The organism is Streptomyces sp. Y309, from assembly GCF_056712025.1.
Genome location: NZ_CM160048.1, coordinates 7,390,630 through 7,407,243, shown reverse-complemented (window position 1 = coordinate 7,407,243; position 16,614 = coordinate 7,390,630). Strand labels below are relative to the sequence as shown.

Below are 16,614 nucleotides of genomic sequence, written 5' to 3'. Positions count from 1 at the left end.
TCCTCAAACGCCGGAGGGGCTATGGATAGCCCGTCCGGCGATTGAGGAGGAGCCGCGAAGCGGCGATCAGCGGGGGTCCAGGGGGCGGCAGCCCTCTGGTTTCGGGAAGGGGCGGGATTGGGGAGAGCCCCCGGCAGGGCGCCTCAGCCCCAACCCCGCCGCACCCACCAACAGAACCCCGAGCATCACAAAAGGCGCCGCCACCCCCGCCACCCCGGCGATCAGCCCCGCCCCCGCGGGCGCGGCGACCTGCCCGAGGCGGTTGCCGGTGAGGCGGAGCGCGAGGGCCGTGGAGCGGGCCTCCGCGGGGGCCGCCTGGACGACCGTCGTCATGGACAACGGCTGCCCAACGCCGAGGCAGAAGCCGAGCAGAACGAGCATCACGCCGAGCCCCCACACCGGCACCGGCAGCGCGACCCCGGCACACAGCACGGCGGCCAGCGCGCACGTGACCGCGATCAGCACCCGCCGCCCGAGCAGCCGGATCAGCGGCGTCATCACCAGGCGGCAGGCGATGGTGGCAGCGGCCCGCAGGGACAGCAGCACCCCGACGGTCGCGGGCGCGATCCCCCGGTGCTCGCCGACGACCGGCAGGTACGCGGTGAGGATGTCCGTCGCGGACAGCACGGCGAGGCTGATGAAGATCCCGGCGGGTACGCCACGTGCGCGCAGGATGCCGAGCACCGGCACCTTCGCCGCCCGCGCCGGCTCGCGGCCCCGGGAGGGCGGCGTACGGACGTGCTCGATGCGCCACAGCGAGGTGCAGGCGGCGGCCGCGACGGCGGCCGCCACGACGAGGGCGAGCGCGCTGGTGCGGCCCGTGTCGCCGCCGATGAGCGCGCCGGCCGCGAGCGGGCCGACGAGCTGGCCGAGGGAGGCGCCGATGGTGAAGTGGCCGAAGTTCCGGTCCTGTTCGGCGGGCGCGGACTGCCGGGCCACGATGGACTGGGCGCCGATGACGAAGCAGAGGTGGCCGAGCCCCATCACGCCGCTCCAGGCGGCGAGCGCGGCGAGAGAGGAAGCGGTGCCGCTCAGTGCGCAGCCGCCCGCTATCAGCGCGACGCCGACGGGCAGCAGCGGCGCACAGCGGCCGTGGTCGGTGCGGCGGCCGAGCGGCACGGCGGCGAAGAGGGGGAGCAGCGCGTACACGCCCGCGATGACGCCGATCGCGCGCTCGTCGGCGCCCAGCGACAGGGCCCGGTAGGACACGGCGGGCCGCGCCATCGACACCGCCCCCTGCGCGAAGCCGAAGGCGATGACGAGGCGCAGCAGCCAGCCCCTGCCGTACGTCACAAGCAGTCCCCGCCCCGCGTCAGATGATGCCGAAGAGGATTCCGGCCCCGAGTACCACCAGCGACGTGAGAACCGCCCACTTCACCGTGAACCGGGTGTGGTCGCCGAACTCGACCTTGGCCATGCCCACGAGGACGTACACGGCGGGCACGAGCGGGCTCGACATGTGCAGGGCCTGGCCCGCGATGGAGGCGCGGGCGATCTCCAGGGAGGAGACGCCGTGCGCCTGGCCCGCTTCGGCGAGGACCGGCAGCACGCCGAAGTAGAAGCCGTCGTTGGACATGAAGTAGGTGAGGGGGATCGACAGCAGGCCGGTGACCAGGCCCATCTGGCCGCCCATGCCGTCGGGGATGGTGCCGACGAGCCAGTCGGCCATGTGGTCGACCATGCCGGTGCCGGTGAGGACGCCGGTGAAGACGGCGGCGGCGAACACCATGCCGGTGACGTTGAGTACGTTCTCGGCGTGGGCGGCGATGCGGGCCTTCTGGTCGGGCATGTGCGGGAAGTTGACCGTGAGGGCGAGGGCCGCGCCGAGCAGGAACAGGACCGGGATCGGCAGCCACTCCATGATCATGGCGGTGAGGAGGAGGACCGTCAGCGCCGCGTTGAACCAGTAGAGCTTGGGGCGCAGGGTGGCGCGGTGGGGGTCGAGCCCCTGGAAGCCGTCGTCGTCCTCGTCGTCGGTGTCATCGGCGTCATCGGCGGCCGTTCCGGCGGAAGCTGCCGTTCCGGCGGAGGCCTCCGCTCCCGCGCCGCCCGAGCCCTTCGTGAAGTTGACCCCCTTGGTACGACTGTCACCCCCGGCGCCCACCAGCACCGCCTCGTCCGCCGTACGCGTCTCGCTCTCGAGCACCTCGTCCAGCGACAGCACCCCGAGCCGCCTGCGCTCGCGCAGGCCGAGGACGTACGACAGGACGAAGACGGCGACGAGTCCGCAGGCGAGCGCCGGGATCATGGGGACGAAGATGTCGGCGGCGTCGACCTTGAGCGCGGTGGCCGCGCGGGCCGTGGGGCCGCCCCAGGGCAGCGTGTTCATCACGCCGTTGGCGGTGGCCGCGACGCCCGTCATCACGACGAGGCTCATCTTCAGCCGCTTGTACAGCGGATACATCGCCGAGACCGTGATCATGAAGGTGGTGGAGCCGTCGCCGTCCAGCGAGACGATCGCGGCGAGGACCGCCGTGCCGACCACGATCCGCATCGGGTCCGCCTTGCAGAAGCGCAGGATGCCGCGGACGATCGGGTCGAAGAGGCCGACATCGATCATGACGCCGAAGTACACGATGGCGAACATGAGCATCGCGGCCGTGGGGGCGAGGTTGCCGATCCCGTCGAGGACGTAGTCCCCGAGGTGGGCGCCCTTTCCTACGAAGACGCAGAACAGCGCGGGGATGAGCACCAGTGCCGCGATCGGCGACATCTTCTTCATCATGATCAGCACCAGGAACGTGGCGATCATGACGAATCCGAGGATTGTCAGCATGGGGGCTACCTATCGTTCACCATCGAACTACCACCAGGTCTGGCGGTTCGGATGACCGTAGGACCCGCTATCGAGCGTTAACAAGGTGTTGACGTCCGAGCAATAAGCGCAAAACTCCAGGTCAGCGGGTTTGTGCTAGGGGCCCCGAGGTCAACGGAGGGCCGGCGGGGGCGAGGGACACCGGGAAGCCGTTGAGCACGGCGGTGCCGGAGAGCGGGTCGAGGAGCGTGCCGTCCAGAAGCTGGTTGACGTTCGCTCCCGGGTCGGCGGCGGCCACGCTCAGGCGGGTGCCGGGCCGGTCGTGGCCCCAGCCGTGCGGCAGGCTCACGACGCCCGGGCGCACGGCGTCGGTGATCTCGACGGGGACGGCGATCTCGCCGCCGGCAGCGCTCACGCGCGCGTGGGCGCCGTCTTCGAGGCCGAGCCGGGCGGCGTCGTCCGGGTGGACGTGCAGGGTGCAGCGGTTGGAACCGCCCATGAGGGCGGGGACGTTGTGCATCCAGCTGTTGTTGGAGCGCAGATGGCGGCGGCCCACCAGGACGAGTCCGGCGCCCGGGTCCGCAGCCGGGTCCGCCGCGTCCAGCGAATGGGCCAGGCGCGGCAGGTCCGCGGCGATCGGCTCCGGCAGCAGTTCGACGCGTCCGCTGCGGGTCTTGAGGAGCTGCGGGACGCGCGGGCCGAGCGGGCCGAGGTCGATGCCGTGCGGGTGGTCGAGGAGGCGCTGGAGGCTGAGTCCGTCGGGGTCGGCGCCGAATCCGTCGCCGTACGGGCCGAGGCGCAGCATCATGTCCAGGCGCCGCTCGGGGCCGTCCTCCCCCGTCAGCTGCGCCGCGAGTTCCTTGGGGTCGCGGCCGTGCACGCGCCCGTGCGGTTCGGTGACGGCCTTGCCGAGCGTGCGGTCGATCGCCAGGGCGTCCACGGCGGCCGGGTCGGCGCCGTGCTTCCCCAAGCTCTCGGCTTCGCTCGAGCAGGGGAGACCCCACTCTGTGGCGGCGAGGACCAGCCGGGCCAGGATCTCGGTCTCCGCCATCCGGCCCTCCTCCAGGGGGACGGCGGCGCGGTTGTAGCGGACTTGGTTGCGGACGGCGAAGGCGTTGAAGGCGAAGTCGTGGTGGGCGCTCTGGGAGGGCGGGGGCGGCGGCAGGACGACGTGCGCGTGGCGTGAGGTCTCGTTCAGGTACGGATCCACGCTGACCATGAAGTCCAGGGAGGACAGGGCCTTGTCGAGGCGGTCGCCGTCAGGGGCGGACAGGACGGGGTTGGTGGCGACGGCGACGACGGCGCGGATGGGGCTCGCGCCGAGCCCCCCGTCGTCGTCGCGGGGCGGGGTGTCGATCTCCTCCGCGAGCGCCGCGATGGGCAGCTCCCCCTTCGCCTCCGGGTGCCCGCTCACCCGGCTGCGCCAGCGCCCCAGCGCGAACCCCTTGCCCGGCCCGGCGGGCCGCGGGGCCTTGTCCGTGGCGGCGAGGGGGAACATCGCGCCGCCGGGCCGGTCGAGGTTGCCGGTCAGGACGTTCAGTACGTCGACCAGCCAGCTGGTGAGCGTGCCGAACGCGACGGTGCTCGCGCCGACGCGTCCGTACACGGCGGCGGTGGGCGCCGCGGCCAGTTCACAGGCCAGTTCGCGGATGGTGGCGGCGGGCACGTCGCAGGCGGCGGCGACGGCTTCCGGGGTGAAGTGCCGTACGGCGTCCGCTACTTGCTCGACGCCCGTCACGTGCTCGCCGAGCGCGCCCAGCACCACGAGGCCGTCCGCGAACAGGACCTGAACCATCGCCGCGAGCAGCAGCGCGTCCGCGCCGGGCCGGATCGCCACGTGCCGGTCGGCCAGCTTCGCGGTGCGGGTGCGGCGCGGGTCGACGACGGTGAGCGTGCCGCCCCGGGCGCGCAGCGCCTTCAGCCTGCCGGGGAAGTCGGGCGCGGTGCACAGACTCCCGTTGGAGTCCAGGGGGTTGGCGCCGAGCATCAGCAGGTGGTCCGTGCGGTCCAGGTCCGGCACGGGGATGGCGAGCGCGTCGCCGAAGAGCAGCCCGCTGGAGACGTGCTTGGGCATCTGGTCGACGGTGCTCGCGGTGAACAGGCTGCGGGTGCCGAGCCCGGCGAGCAGCAGGGGCGGATAGAGGGCGCCGGCCATGGTGTGCACGTTCGGGTTGCCGAGCACCACGCCCACGGCGTGCGGACCGTGCCGCTCGACCACCGGCCGGATGCCCGCGGCGACGGCGTCGAACGCCTCCTCCCAACTGGCCTCCTCCAGCGCCCCGTTCTTGCGTACGAGCGGTCGCCGCAGCCGGTCCGGGTCGGCGTCGGCCGCCCCGAAGGAGGCGCCCTTGGGGCAGATGAAGCCGTGGCTGAACACGTCGTCCCTGTCCCCGCGCACCCCGGTCACGCGGGCGTCCTCGACGGTGAGGGTGAGTCCGCAGGTGGCTTCGCAGAGGGGGCAGACGCGCAGGGCGGTGCGGGGCATGGGGGCCTCCAGGGCGGCAGCGGCGGCGCGGACAGGGTGAGCATACCGACCGGTATGCACGCTGGCGAGGGTATGAGAGACCCCATGAGAGGCCCTGTGGGAGGCCTGCATGGGAGCCCCCATGAGAGACCCCCATGGGAGACCCCTCAGTCCAGCGTGCGTGCCAGATAGGCCCGCAGCAGCACCCGCACCTCCGCGACGACCGCCTCGTCCCCGGCCGGGTCGATGCGGAAGGCCAGGCGGAACAGCGCGTCGGCGGTCTCGACGGCGACCAGGAACGTGCGCCGCAGGGCCGGGTCGGGGGTGCGGCCGAGGTAGGGGGAGAGCAGGTCGGTGAGGCGGTCGGCGACGCGGTGGTTGGGCGCGGCTCCGGGGTCGCCGACGGGGATCTGGGTGCCGAAGTCGACCAGGGAGAAGCCGGGGGCGGTGCGCTTCATCGTGAGGTACTCGTCGAGCACCACGTCGAGGGCCGTGCGCCAGCCGGCCGGACCGGCCGTCGCGAGCCGGCGGGTGACCCGTTCGGCATAGCGCTCCAGGTTGCGCTGGGCCAGCGCGCCGACCAGGGCCCGCTTGTTGCCGAAGAAGCGGTAGACGGAGCCGATGGGGACGCCCGCGCGCTCCGCGACGGACCGGGTGGTCAGGCTCTCGTAGCCCGTCTCGTCGAGGAGGTCGGCGCAGGCGTCGAGGATGCGGGTGAGGCGCTCGGCGCTGCGGCGCTGGACGGGGGCGCGGCGCAGGACGGGGGGTGCGGGCGGGGACTGGGGGGCACGCCGTTCGGCCATCCCGGGAGAGTAGAGCACCGGCCACATGTGATCGATCCTCTTGCGCGAGGAAATCGCGAATCCTACGGTGTTCCATAGGAATCAGGAGCCGGGGATCAGGGATCGCCGGCCGGGGAGCCGAGGGAGCTGTCATGAGCGGGGACCACCCGAGGGACGACGCACGCAAGACCGCCGAGGGACTGAGCCACCTCACCGGCTTCGGCAACGAACACAGCTCGGAGGCCGTGCCCGGCGCCCTGCCGCACGGCCGCAACTCGCCCCAGCGCGCCCCCCTCGGGCTGTACGCGGAGCAGCTCAGCGGCAGCGCGTTCACCGAGCCGCGCGCCCACAACCGCCGCTCCTGGCTGTATCGCATCCGCCCCTCGGCCGCGCACCCGGCGTTCACGCGGATCGACAACGGCGCGATCCGCACGGCTCCCTTCACCGAGACCGTCCCCGACCCCAACCGGCTGCGCTGGAACCCGCTGCCGGAGCCCGCGCCCGGCACGGACTGGCTCGCGGGCCTGTGGACGCTCGGCGGCAACGGCGACGCCACCCAGCGCACGGGCATGGCGGTGCACCTCTACCACGCCAACTCCTCCATGAAGGACCGGGTGTTCAGCGACGCCGACGGCGAGCTGCTCGTCGTCCCCGAGCACGGCGGCCTGCTCCTGCGCACCGAACTCGGCCTGCTGCACGCCGAGCCCGGCCACGTCGCCCTGATCCCGCGCGGCGTCCGCTTCCGCGTGGAGCTGCTCGACGCGAGCGCCCGCGGGTACGTGTGCGAGAACTACGGCGCGCCCTTCCAGCTCCCCGACCTCGGCCCCATCGGCGCCAACGGCCTGGCGAACGCCCGGGACTTCAAGGCCCCGGTGGCGGCGTACGAGGACGTCGAGGGCCCGGTCCAGGTGGTCAACAAGTTCTGCGGCAACCTGTGGTCGGCGACCTACGACCACTCCCCGCTGGACGTCGTCGCCTGGCACGGCAACCACGTCCCGTACGTGTACGACCTGCGCCGCTTCAACGTCATGGGCACCATCTCGTACGACCACCCGGACCCGTCGATCTTCACGGTGCTCACCTCGCCGTCGGACACCCCGGGCCTCGCGGGCGTCGACTTCGTCGTGTTCGCGCCGCGCTGGCTGGTGGGCGAGGACACCTTCCGGCCGCCGTACTTCCACCGGAACGTGATGAGCGAGTACATGGGCCTGATCGAGGGCGCGTACGACGCGAAGGCGGAGGGCTTCGTGCCGGGCGGCGGCTCGCTGCACAACATGATGTCGGCGCACGGACCCGACCGTGAGACCTTTGAGCGGGCGAGCGCCGCCGAGCTGAAGCCGCAGAAGATCGACGACGGGCTTGCCTTCATGTTCGAGACGCGCTGGCCCGTCACGGCCACCGAGCAGGCGGCGACGGCGGACCACCTGCAGCGCGCCTACGACGACGTGTGGCAGGGTCTGGAGCGTCATTTCCGGCCGTAGTACGACCACTTCCGGCCGCTGTCCGCGTCCTCACGGAAGTACGGGGTTCCTCGTGACCGCTTTCGCACCGGACTCGATCGTCCTGAATCGAAAGCTGCCGCTCTGGTATCAGGTGTCGCAGTCGCTGCGCGCCTCGATACTCGGCCGGGCGCCGGACGCCCCGCTGCGCCTGCCCACCGAGGAGCAGCTGGCGGGGCATTACGGCGTCAGCGTGCTGACCATGCGGCAGGCGCTCAAGGAGCTGGAGGACGAGGGCCTGATCACCCGGCACCGGCGGCGCGGCACGTTCATCGAGCCGGCGGCGCAGCGCGGCTCGCCGGTGCGGCTGCTCGGCTCCGTGGACGCCATCGTGGCACAGCAGTCCGGCATGGACACCAAGCTCCTGTCCCACGGGCAGGAGCAGGTGCCCGCCGAACTCGCCGAGTACTTCCCGGACGTGGACCGGGTGGCGACGTACCACCGGCTGCGCAGCGACACCGAGACCGGCGAGCCCACCAACCACGCCCGCAACCACATCCGCCCCGACCTCGCCGACCGCGTCGACCCGGCCGACCTGGAGCGCTGGCCGATGACGAAGGTGCTGCGGGACGTGGTCGGGGTCGCGATCTCCCGCATCACCGACACCGTCGAGGCCCGCCTCGCCGACCCGGAGACCGCCCGCCTCCTCCAAGTGCCCCTGCTGAGCCCGATCCTGCACTACACGGGGATCACGTACGACGAGCAGGGGCGGGCGCTCGACGTGGCGCGGATCCACTACCGGGGCGACCGGTTCTCCTTCACGGTCACGCTGGACGCGACCTGATGACCGGATCCGGGACCGTCGTACGATGCCGGGCGTGACGCACGACGAAGCGCCGCTGCTCGCGGATCTCATGCCGTGGTCCGTCGCGCCGCTCAGGCCCGGGCGCGGGTGGCCGATGGCGCCGGACGCCGCATCCCTGAAGGCCCGCTGGAACGCGTTCGTCCGCGTCGACGCGGCCGAGCGCGAGGTGCTGCTGCGGCCCACGCGGTCCCGGACGCTGCACACCTCCGTGGCGCAGCTGCCGGGCCATGACGTCTCCACCGTCCGCCTCGCGCGCGAGGCCGGGCCGTGCCCCGAGCCCGTACGCGTGCTGCACGGACCCTTCGACGAGCAGTGGCTGATCCCCGACCACCGGCTCATCGACGTCGCCCGGCCCGAGCTGTGGCGCGTCCTCGGCGCCGGGCAGCTCTTCCTCACCGAGCAGGGGTACGTCGCCGACGCCGGCGCGGGGCCCCCGGTCCTCGCGTCCGCGGTGCTCCCCGACGGCCGCTCGCCCGCGGGCCGGCCGGGCCGGATCCGCCCGCTGTTCCGGCGGCCCGGCGGGGCCGAACCCAACCTGGCGCCGGGCCTGTTGCGGTATCTCGCGCAGGCGTACGGGGCCGACGTCGCCGCCGAGGACGTGCCGGCGTGGGTGCTTGCCGCCGCGCGGGCCTCGGCGGCGGGGTGTGTGGTGCCGCTGCCGTCCGACGGCCGCGTGTGGGCGCGCGGCGTGGCGGCCGGGCGGCGACTGCGGTGGCTGCACCTGCGCGGGGCGGGCGGCGAGCGGCCCCGGCTGCCGGGCGGGCGGCGGCCCTATGTGCGGGCGCCGCTGCCCGCGTGGCCCGGCGAACTCGCCTACGACCCCGACGAGGAGGCCCTCTTCGTGGGCGACGGCGGGGTCGTCTCACCGGTGCCCGCGGGGGCCTGGGACTTCCGGGTGAGCGGGGTGCGGGTGCTCGAGCTGTGGTTCGGGCGACGCGTCGCGGTGCCCGAACCGGGGTCCCTGGAGGCCGTCCGCCCGGCCACCTGGCCGCAGGCGTGGACATCCGAACTCCTGGAACTGATCACGGTGTTGGCGCTGCTCGCGGAGGAATCGCCGTTCGCTCTGGGGGACGGCGACGGCCTGATCACCGCCGCGGAGCTGCGGGCGGCCGGGGTCCTTCCGGTGCCGGGGTGGGCGCGGCGGCCCGCGTCCGTCCTGGACCACCACGAGGAGGGCCCGGAGGGCCAGTTCGCCCTGCTCTAGCCCTCGGCTTGTGGCGTAACGGCCTACGGTTCACCCTGGTCCGTCGCCTTGCCGCCCCGGGGCAGCAGCGCCAGCAGGCTGAGGCCCTGGAGGGCCGCAAGGACCACGACGCCCGTGCGGAACCCCGCCTCTCCCCCGCCCCCGATCCCGTACGCGAGAGCGGCGATCGCCGGGCCCACCGTGAACGCCAGCGTGCGCGACGTGTTGCCGACCCCGCCCGTCGTCCCGACCAGATGCGGGGGCGTCGCCGCGAGGATCCCGGAGTTGACGGGCGTACCGAACAGGGCCTGCCCGACGCCGGCCACGGCGAGCCGCCAGCCGATGTCCCAGAGCCCGGCGTTGGGGCCGAGGGTGAGCATGCTCAGCACTCCGGCACCGCACAGCGCGGCCCCCACCGCCCCCACAAGGCGGGCTGGCAGCCGGTCGGCGAGCGCCCCGCTGACCGGCGCCGTCACCGCGACCGCCCCGATGAAGAAGACCATCGCCACGCCGGTCAGGGACGCCCCGGCGTCCAGCACGTCGGCGACGTAGAACGGCAGCAGGAAGTAGGACAGCCCCACGAACGTGCCGCTGAGGAAGAGGGAGAGGACGGGCAGGCCCACTTCGCGGCGGCGCAGCAGGTCGAGCACGGGCCGCGCCGTGCCGAGCCGCGCCCACCACGCCCCGCCCCCGACGGCCGCGAGCCCGAACAGGGCGGCGGCGACGGGCGCGTCCGCGTCGATCCGGTCGAAGGCCAGCAGCAGCCCGGTCACCGCAACGCCGAGCACCACCCCGTCGCCGACCAGTGAACGGCCGGGCGCCGCAAGGCCCTTACTCGTACGCGGGATCAGCCGCGCCCCCAGCCAGAACACGACCAGCAGCACCGGGATCTTGAGCAGGAACACCGGCCGCCAGCCGTACGCGTCGGCCACCACGCCGCCCAGCGACGATCCGCCCATCGAGCCGATCGGCATGATCGTGGCGACGAACCCCATGGCCCGCCCCCGCTGCTCGGGCCGCACGCTCGCGGCCACCACCGGCAGATAGAGCGCCCCGACGAGCGCCCCCGCCACGCCCTGGAGCACGCGGGCCGCGAGCAGCACCGGCAGGTTGGGGGCGACGGCCGCGAGCACACTGGTCAGGCCGATCGCGGGCACCGCGAGAAGGAACAGCGCACGCAGGTCCACGCGGTCGCTCCAGCGTCCCGCGGGGATCGCGAGCGCGGCGGTGGGCAGCGCGTAGGCGAGCAGCACCCATTGCGCGGTGGACGAACCGACGTCCAGGTCGTCACCGATGGCGGGCAGCGTCACCGCGGTCAGGCTGATCTCCAGAGTGACCATCAGCAGGGCGAGGGCCATCACGGCGACGGGCGCCCAGCGGGTGCGCGGGGCGTCGTCGTCTTCGGGTGGCGGGGTGCGGGTGGATCGAGGAGTGCGCTGAGTCATGCCGCCGACGCTAGGAACGGGTTGCGGCCCGCCGCCTCTGTCGGACGACTGGGGTGCGACCGACGTGCGGGCCCACCCCAGTCACGCGACAGAGGCGACCGAACTCCCGCCCCGCCTAACGTCCTGGACGTCGGCACCACCGACTCCGACTGGATAGAACGTTCGTTTCAGTCCACGTATAGGTAAGGACGCCCCCATGCACGCCATCCGTATCCACACCTTCGGCGGTCCCGAGCAGCTTCGCTACGAAGAGCTCCCCGACCCCGAGCCGGGACCCGGCCAGGTCCGCATCTCCGTACGGGCCGCGGGAGTCCACCTCCTCGACACCGCCCTGCAGCGCGGCGCGGGCGACGAACTGCCCTTCACGCTGCCGGATCTGCCCGTCACGCCGGGCCGCGAGGTCGCCGGAGTCGTCGACCGGCTCGGCGCCGGGGTCGGCGAGGAGTGGCTCGGCCGCCGCGTCGTCACGCATCTCGGTCTGGTCAACGCGGGCTACGCCGAGCTGGCCGTGCGCGAGACGGAGGCGTTGTTCCCGCTGCCCGACTCCCTTTCGTACGAAGCCGCGATCGCGATGGTCGGCACCGGCCGGATGGCGCTCGGCGTCCTGGACGTGGCGGCGCCCGCGGCGGACGACGTGGTCCTGGTGACCGCGGCGGCGGGCGGCATCGGCACGCTCCTGGTGCAGGCGGCGAAGAACCTCGGCACGACCGTCGTGGCCGCGGCGGGCGGCCCGGACAAGGTGGCGCGGGTGCGGGCGCTCGGCGCGGACGTCGCCGTCGACTACGACCGGGCGGACTGGGCGGACGAGGTGCGGGCGGCGCTCGGCGGCCGGGACGTGAACGTCGCCTTCGACAGCGTGGGCGGTGCCGCGGGCCGGGCCGCGCTGGAACTCCTGGGCCACGGCGGGCAGTTCGTCGTCTACGGCTGGTCGTCCGGCACGCCCACCGAGTTCACGTCGAAGGACCTGCACGACCGGCTCCTGACGGCCACGCACGCGCTCGGCCCGCGCATCCTGCGGGTGCCCGGCGGGCTGCGCGGCCTCCAGGAGCGCGCGCTCGCCGAGGCCGCGAACGGCACGCTGGTGCCGGCCGTCACCACGTTCCCGCTGCGGGACGCGGCCGCGGCCCACACGGCGCTGGTCGGCCGCGCGACGACCGGCAAGGTGGTCCTGATCCCGGACCCCAACACCCACACCCACACACTGAACGCGGAGGTGGCGTCGTGAAGATGCGTGCGATGGCCCTGAAGGAGTACGGCGCCGCCGACGTGCTGCGCCCGGTGGAGCTCGACGTCCCGGAGCCCGGCCCCGGGCAGGTGCGGGTGCGGGTCCGCGCAGCGGGGGTGATGCCGTTCGACATCGGCATCCGCAAGGGGCTGATGCGGCCGCCGGGGACGGAGTTCCCGATCGTGCCGGGCAACGAGTTCGCGGGCACGGTGGACGCGGTGGGCGCCGAGGTCACGGCGTTCGCACCCGGCCAGGGCGTCCTCGGGTTCTCGCTGCTCGACGCGTACGCCGAGTACGTCGTCGTCGGCGCCGATCAGCTCGTCGCCAAGCCGGACGCCATGGACTTCACCGTGGCGGGCGGCTTCTCCGGCAACGCGCAGGGCGCGCACATGGCGCTGGGCGCGCTGCGCGTGGGGCCCGGCGACACGGTCCTCATCAACGGCGCGGCGGGCGGCCTCGGCACGCTGTCCGTGCAGCTCGCCAGGGTGTGGGGCGCCACGACCGTCATCGGCACGGCGAGCCCGCGCAACCACGACCACCTGCGGGCGCTCGGCGCGATCCCGGTGGCGTACGGCGAGGGCCTGGCGGAGCGGGTCCGGGCGATCGCCCCCGACGGCGTGGACGCGGCCCTCGACGCCGCGGGCGCGGAGGCGCTGCGCGCGTCGGTCGCGGTGGCGAAGGACCGCTCCCGCGTGCGGTCGATGGTCGACGACGAGGAGGCGGAGCGCCTGGGCCTCCCCCTCCTCCGCGGCACCCGCACCACCCAACGCCTCACCGAGGTCACCGCTCTGTACGCCAAGGGCCTGCTGCGGGTCCACGTCCGCGCCACGTTCCCACTGCCCGAGGCAGCATCCGCCCACCGAGAGATCGAGTCGGGCCACGGGAGGGGAAAGGTGATCCTCACGGTGCCGGAGTAGGGCCGGGAGGCACGCACGCGAGCGCCCGCAAAGACCGCTCAAACCAGGCAAAACGTGAACCCCACAAACCGGCAGACGCCGACGGCGAGACCCGGATCGGGAAGCCGGTGCAGCCGGAGGGGCGGGCCGGGGGCAGGCGCCTTGCCGGACGTCCACCGGGATGTTCGAGTAAACGGGAAGGGGGTCCCCCCCTGCTCTTTAAGAGCTTGGGGGAGGGTGGGGAATATCCGCCGCGAAGCGGCGGCTCAAAAAACCATGCTCCAAGGCCGCACAAAAGAACGATCCCAGCTGGAAGCCCTCCTAAGCCAAGCCCGGCAGGGCCACAGCACCGCCTTGGTGCTCCGCGGCGAGGCAGGCATAGGCAAGTCGACCCTCCTCAAGGAGACAAAGAGAACCGCGGAGGCCCACCGCTTCAAGGTGCTCTCCGCGACCGGCATGGAGGCGGAGAGCGAACTACCCTTCGCGGCCCTGCACCTGCTCCTGCACCGCGAGACGGACAGAATCACGCACCTCCCCGCCCCTCAGGCGAGGGCCCTCCGCGCGGCCCTCGGCCTGGCGGAGGGCGGGGACACCGACCCGTTCCTCACCGGCCTCGCCGTCCTGACCCTCCTGGCCGAACTCGCCGAGCAGGCCCCCCTCCTGTGCGTCCTCGACGACGCCCACTGGCTGGACCACGCCTCCGCCCAGACCCTGCTCTTCGCGGCCCGCCGCCTCGCCGCCGAGCGGGTGGTCCTGCTGTTCGCGGTCCGCGAGCCGCACGCGCCCCGGTTCCCGGCCCCCGGCCTGCCGGAGCTGCGCGTCACCGGCATCGACGACGTGGCCGCCGCCGACCTCCTCACCGAACACGCCGGTGACCTGCCCCCGTACGTACGCCGTCAGATCCTCACCGAGTCACGCGGCAACCCCCTGGCTCTGCGCGAGCTGCCCGCGGCCCAGCGCGAGGGCCACCTCGCGACGCACGGCGGCCCGTACGTGCCGCCGCCCGGCCACTCCCACGTCCAACGGACGTTCACCGACCGCATCGCCGCTCTGCCGGAGGCGACCCGCACGCTCCTCCTCGTGGCGGCGGCGGAGGGCACCGGGGACCTGGAGGTGACGACGGCCGCGGCGGGCGCGCTGGGGGCGACCGTGGCCGACCTCGAACCGGCGGAACGCAGGCAGCTGTTGAGCCTGGAGGCGGGGAAGCTCACGTTCCGGCACCCGCTGATCCGTGCCGCGGCCTACCAGTCGGCCCCGCTCGCCGCCCGCGTCGCCGCGCACCGCGCGCTCGCGGACGCACTGCCGCGCGTGGGCGGCACCGACCGCCGCGCCTGGCAGCTCGCGGCGGCCAGTACGGCGCCGGACGAGTACGTGGCCGCCGCCCTGGAGGAGACCGCACGGCACGCCCGCGCCCGCGGCGGGTATGCGGCCGAGGCCGCCGCCCGCGAACGGGCCGCCCAGCTCACCCCGGACGGCACCGAGCGCGCCCGGCGGCTCGCGCTCGCGGCGGTGGCCGCGGCGGACGCGGGCCAGAGCGAGCACGCGGCCGGCCTCGCCCTGCGTGCCGCCCCGCACCTGACCGACCCGGCGCTGCTGGCGCGGCTCGCCCGCGTCCGCGCGGGTGTGGCGCGCGAGCGGGACGAGTTCGACGCGGCCCACAAGGTGCTTGTGGACACGGCGTCGACGATCGCGGAGCGGGCCCCGGACACGGCGGCGCTGCTGCTGTACGAGGCGATGACGGCGGCCTGGGTGGCCGGGCACCACCCGTCCGTCGAGGACGTGACCGGCCGCGTCACGGCACTCGGAATCGGGACGCCGCCCGGCTCTCCCCCGTATCTGCCCGCCGTAGAGGGCCTCGCCCGGCTCGCGGCGGGCGACCCGGGCCGGGCGCTGCCGCCGCTGCGGGAGCTGTTCACGTATCTGCGTACCGAAGACCATGGGCTCGGCCTGCGGGAGCGTGCCTCCATCGCGGCGTGGTTCGCGCCGCTCGGCGATCTGGAGAACGGCGTCGCGCTCGCCGCCGAGCTGGAGCGCGAGTGCCGCGAGCAGGGCGCGATCGGCCCGCTGCCGCTGGTCCTGCTGCTGCGCGCCCGCGCCCGCATCCTGCTCGGGCGGCACGGCTGCGCGCTCGCCGGGGCGGCCGAGGGCGTGCGGATCGCCGAGGACAGCGGGCAGCGCCACTACGCCGCCCAGTTGACCGGCATCCTCGCCTACCTGGCGGCGCTGGCGGGCGACGAGGCCCGCGTCAAGGAGCTGGCGGGCGCGATCGGCTCCGGGCAGGCCCCACCGGGCCGGGTGTGGAGCGCGGTCGCCCAGCCCCTGCTCGACCTGGGCCTCGGCCGCCACGAGGCGGCGCTGCGCGGCTACCAGGACCTGGCCACGGGCCCGGCCGCGCACACGACCGTCGCCCTGTACAGCGTCCCCGACCACGTCGAGGCCGCCGTCCGCACCGGAAACGCCGACGCGGTACGGGAGTTGGCCGGCCAGTACGCCCTGTGGGCCGGGCATACGGGCGCGCCCTGGGCCCGCGCGATCGCGGCCCGCTGCCGCGCGCTGCTCGCGGAGTCGGCGGCGACCGGTGCGGAGTCGGCGGCGACCGGCGCCGAGGCCGTGCAGGCGGCGTACGAGGAGGCCCTGCGGCTGCACGTCGACGACGGCCGACCCTTCGAGCGGGCACGCACGCGGCTGCTGTACGGCCAGTGGCTGCGCCGGGCGGGCCGCAGGAGCGAGGCACGGGCGCCGCTGCGGGCGGCCCTGGAGGCGTTCGAGGTGCACGAGGCGCCGCCGTGGGCGGAGCGGGCCCGCGCCGAGCTGCGCGCCACGGGCGAGAGCCGTACCCGGCGGAACTCGGGGGGTCTCGCGCTCGACCGTCTCACCCCGCAGGAGCGGCAGGTGGTGCGTCTCGCCGCCGCGGGGCTGACCAACCGGGACATCGGGGCTCAGCTCTTCCTGTCGCCCCGTACGGTCGGTTACCACCTGTACAACGCGTATCCGAAGCTGGGTGTGTCGTCCCGCGGCGACCTGGCGCGCCTGGGCCTCCAGGCCGAGGCGGAGCACGCGAGCGGCTAGCGGGGAGTCACCGGTGGGCGGGGCGGGGTGGCCGGGAGAGGGGCCCGCTGCAGGAAGAGCCGGAAGAGGACGGGCGGATGCCGCCCGGGAAGTGAAGGGGGTGGCCCCTGCCCCGGGAGGGCGGGGGCGGAAAAAACCGCCGTGTGGCGGGAGAAAGCCGCCGTGCGACGGACGCCACAGGCCGAGGCGAGGGGCGCCCGCGCCCGGTCAGTGACTGCCGAAGAGCGAGCGGCGCAACCTGCGCAGCGGTGCGAACAGCGAGACCCGGCGTACCCGGGCACGCCTGCCGCTGCCGCGGTCGTGCGCGGCACCACGCGAGGTGAGCTCACGCATCAGCAGTGTCGCCTCGGCCGACTCGCGCTGCGGGACGGCGGGGCCGCCCAGCACCGAGAGATGACGGTCGAGACGCGAACTGCTCGCGCCGCTCCCACAAGTGATCGCAGGGACCCTCGCCCTGCTGCGCACTGTTATCTGTTCCATGTCACTCCCCA

The 16,614-nt window shown here is 74.0% G+C and carries 12 protein-coding genes; 6 read left to right on the top strand and 6 right to left on the bottom strand.

What is annotated here, in order from left to right; translation table 11 throughout:
• Positions 1–66: 66 nt before the first annotated feature.
• The 4 genes from AC0KTA_RS30750 to AC0KTA_RS30735 all read right to left on the bottom strand — a co-directional run bounded on the left by AC0KTA_RS30750 (position 67) and on the right by AC0KTA_RS30735 (position 6,022).
• Positions 67–1,293, bottom strand: coding sequence for an MFS transporter (locus AC0KTA_RS30750; protein ID WP_481051465.1), 1,227 nt, complete (start codon positions 1,291–1,293; stop codon positions 67–69).
• Positions 1,294–1,312: 19 nt separating this feature from the next.
• On the bottom strand, positions 1,313–2,776 hold the full coding sequence (locus tag AC0KTA_RS30745; protein WP_481051464.1) for a CitMHS family transporter: 1,464 nt from the start codon (positions 2,774–2,776) through the stop codon (positions 1,313–1,315).
• A gap of 121 nt (positions 2,777–2,897) precedes the next feature.
• The gene (locus tag AC0KTA_RS30740; protein ID WP_481051463.1) at positions 2,898–5,240 is read right to left on the bottom strand and encodes a molybdopterin oxidoreductase family protein; all 2,343 of its coding nucleotides are present in this window, start codon (positions 5,238–5,240) and stop codon (positions 2,898–2,900) included.
• Positions 5,241–5,386: 146 nt separating this feature from the next.
• Complete coding sequence (locus tag AC0KTA_RS30735; RefSeq protein WP_481051462.1) at positions 5,387–6,022, bottom strand: TetR/AcrR family transcriptional regulator; 636 nt, start codon at positions 6,020–6,022, stop codon at positions 5,387–5,389.
• Between the two features lie 131 nt (positions 6,023–6,153).
• On the opposite strand from AC0KTA_RS30735, the gene hmgA reads away from it, so the two are divergent.
• From hmgA to AC0KTA_RS30720, 3 genes are read left to right on the top strand one after another with little or no spacing between them, the layout of a single operon-like run.
• Positions 6,154–7,482, top strand: a complete 1,329-nt coding sequence (gene hmgA / locus AC0KTA_RS30730; protein ID WP_481051461.1) for a homogentisate 1,2-dioxygenase — start codon at positions 6,154–6,156, stop codon at positions 7,480–7,482.
• A gap of 52 nt (positions 7,483–7,534) precedes the next feature.
• Entirely contained in the window at positions 7,535–8,284 is a 750-nt protein-coding gene (locus AC0KTA_RS30725; RefSeq protein ID WP_481051460.1) for a GntR family transcriptional regulator, read from the top strand.
• Between the two features lie 25 nt (positions 8,285–8,309).
• Entirely contained in the window at positions 8,310–9,509 is a 1,200-nt protein-coding gene (locus AC0KTA_RS30720; protein ID WP_481051459.1) for a type ISP restriction/modification enzyme, read from the top strand.
• Positions 9,510–9,532: 23 nt separating this feature from the next.
• Here the strand turns inward: AC0KTA_RS30720 and AC0KTA_RS30715 are convergent, their stop codons facing one another.
• On the bottom strand, positions 9,533–10,933 hold the full coding sequence (locus AC0KTA_RS30715; protein ID WP_481051458.1) for an MFS transporter: 1,401 nt from the start codon (positions 10,931–10,933) through the stop codon (positions 9,533–9,535).
• A gap of 196 nt (positions 10,934–11,129) precedes the next feature.
• Between AC0KTA_RS30715 and AC0KTA_RS30710 the strand changes: the two genes are divergently transcribed.
• The 3 genes from AC0KTA_RS30710 (at position 11,130) to AC0KTA_RS30700 (ending at position 16,123) form a co-directional block, all read left to right on the top strand.
• Positions 11,130–12,158 carry a zinc-binding dehydrogenase gene (locus AC0KTA_RS30710; RefSeq protein WP_481051457.1) on the top strand — a complete coding sequence of 343 codons (1,029 nt, stop codon included), beginning with the start codon at positions 11,130–11,132 and terminating at the stop codon, positions 12,156–12,158.
• A gap of 2 nt (positions 12,159–12,160) precedes the next feature.
• On the top strand, positions 12,161–13,075 hold the full coding sequence (locus AC0KTA_RS30705) for an NADP-dependent oxidoreductase (protein WP_481056625.1): 915 nt from the start codon (positions 12,161–12,163) through the stop codon (positions 13,073–13,075).
• A 255-nt stretch (positions 13,076–13,330) separates the two neighbouring features.
• On the top strand, positions 13,331–16,123 hold the full coding sequence (locus tag AC0KTA_RS30700; protein ID WP_481051456.1) for a helix-turn-helix transcriptional regulator: 2,793 nt from the start codon (positions 13,331–13,333) through the stop codon (positions 16,121–16,123).
• A 207-nt stretch (positions 16,124–16,330) separates the two neighbouring features.
• On the opposite strand, the gene AC0KTA_RS30695 is transcribed toward AC0KTA_RS30700, so the two are convergent.
• Positions 16,331–16,603: a hypothetical protein gene (locus tag AC0KTA_RS30695; protein ID WP_481051455.1), complete on the bottom strand. Its 273-nt coding sequence runs from the start codon at positions 16,601–16,603 to the stop codon at positions 16,331–16,333.
• Between the last annotated feature and the right edge of the window lie 11 nt (positions 16,604–16,614).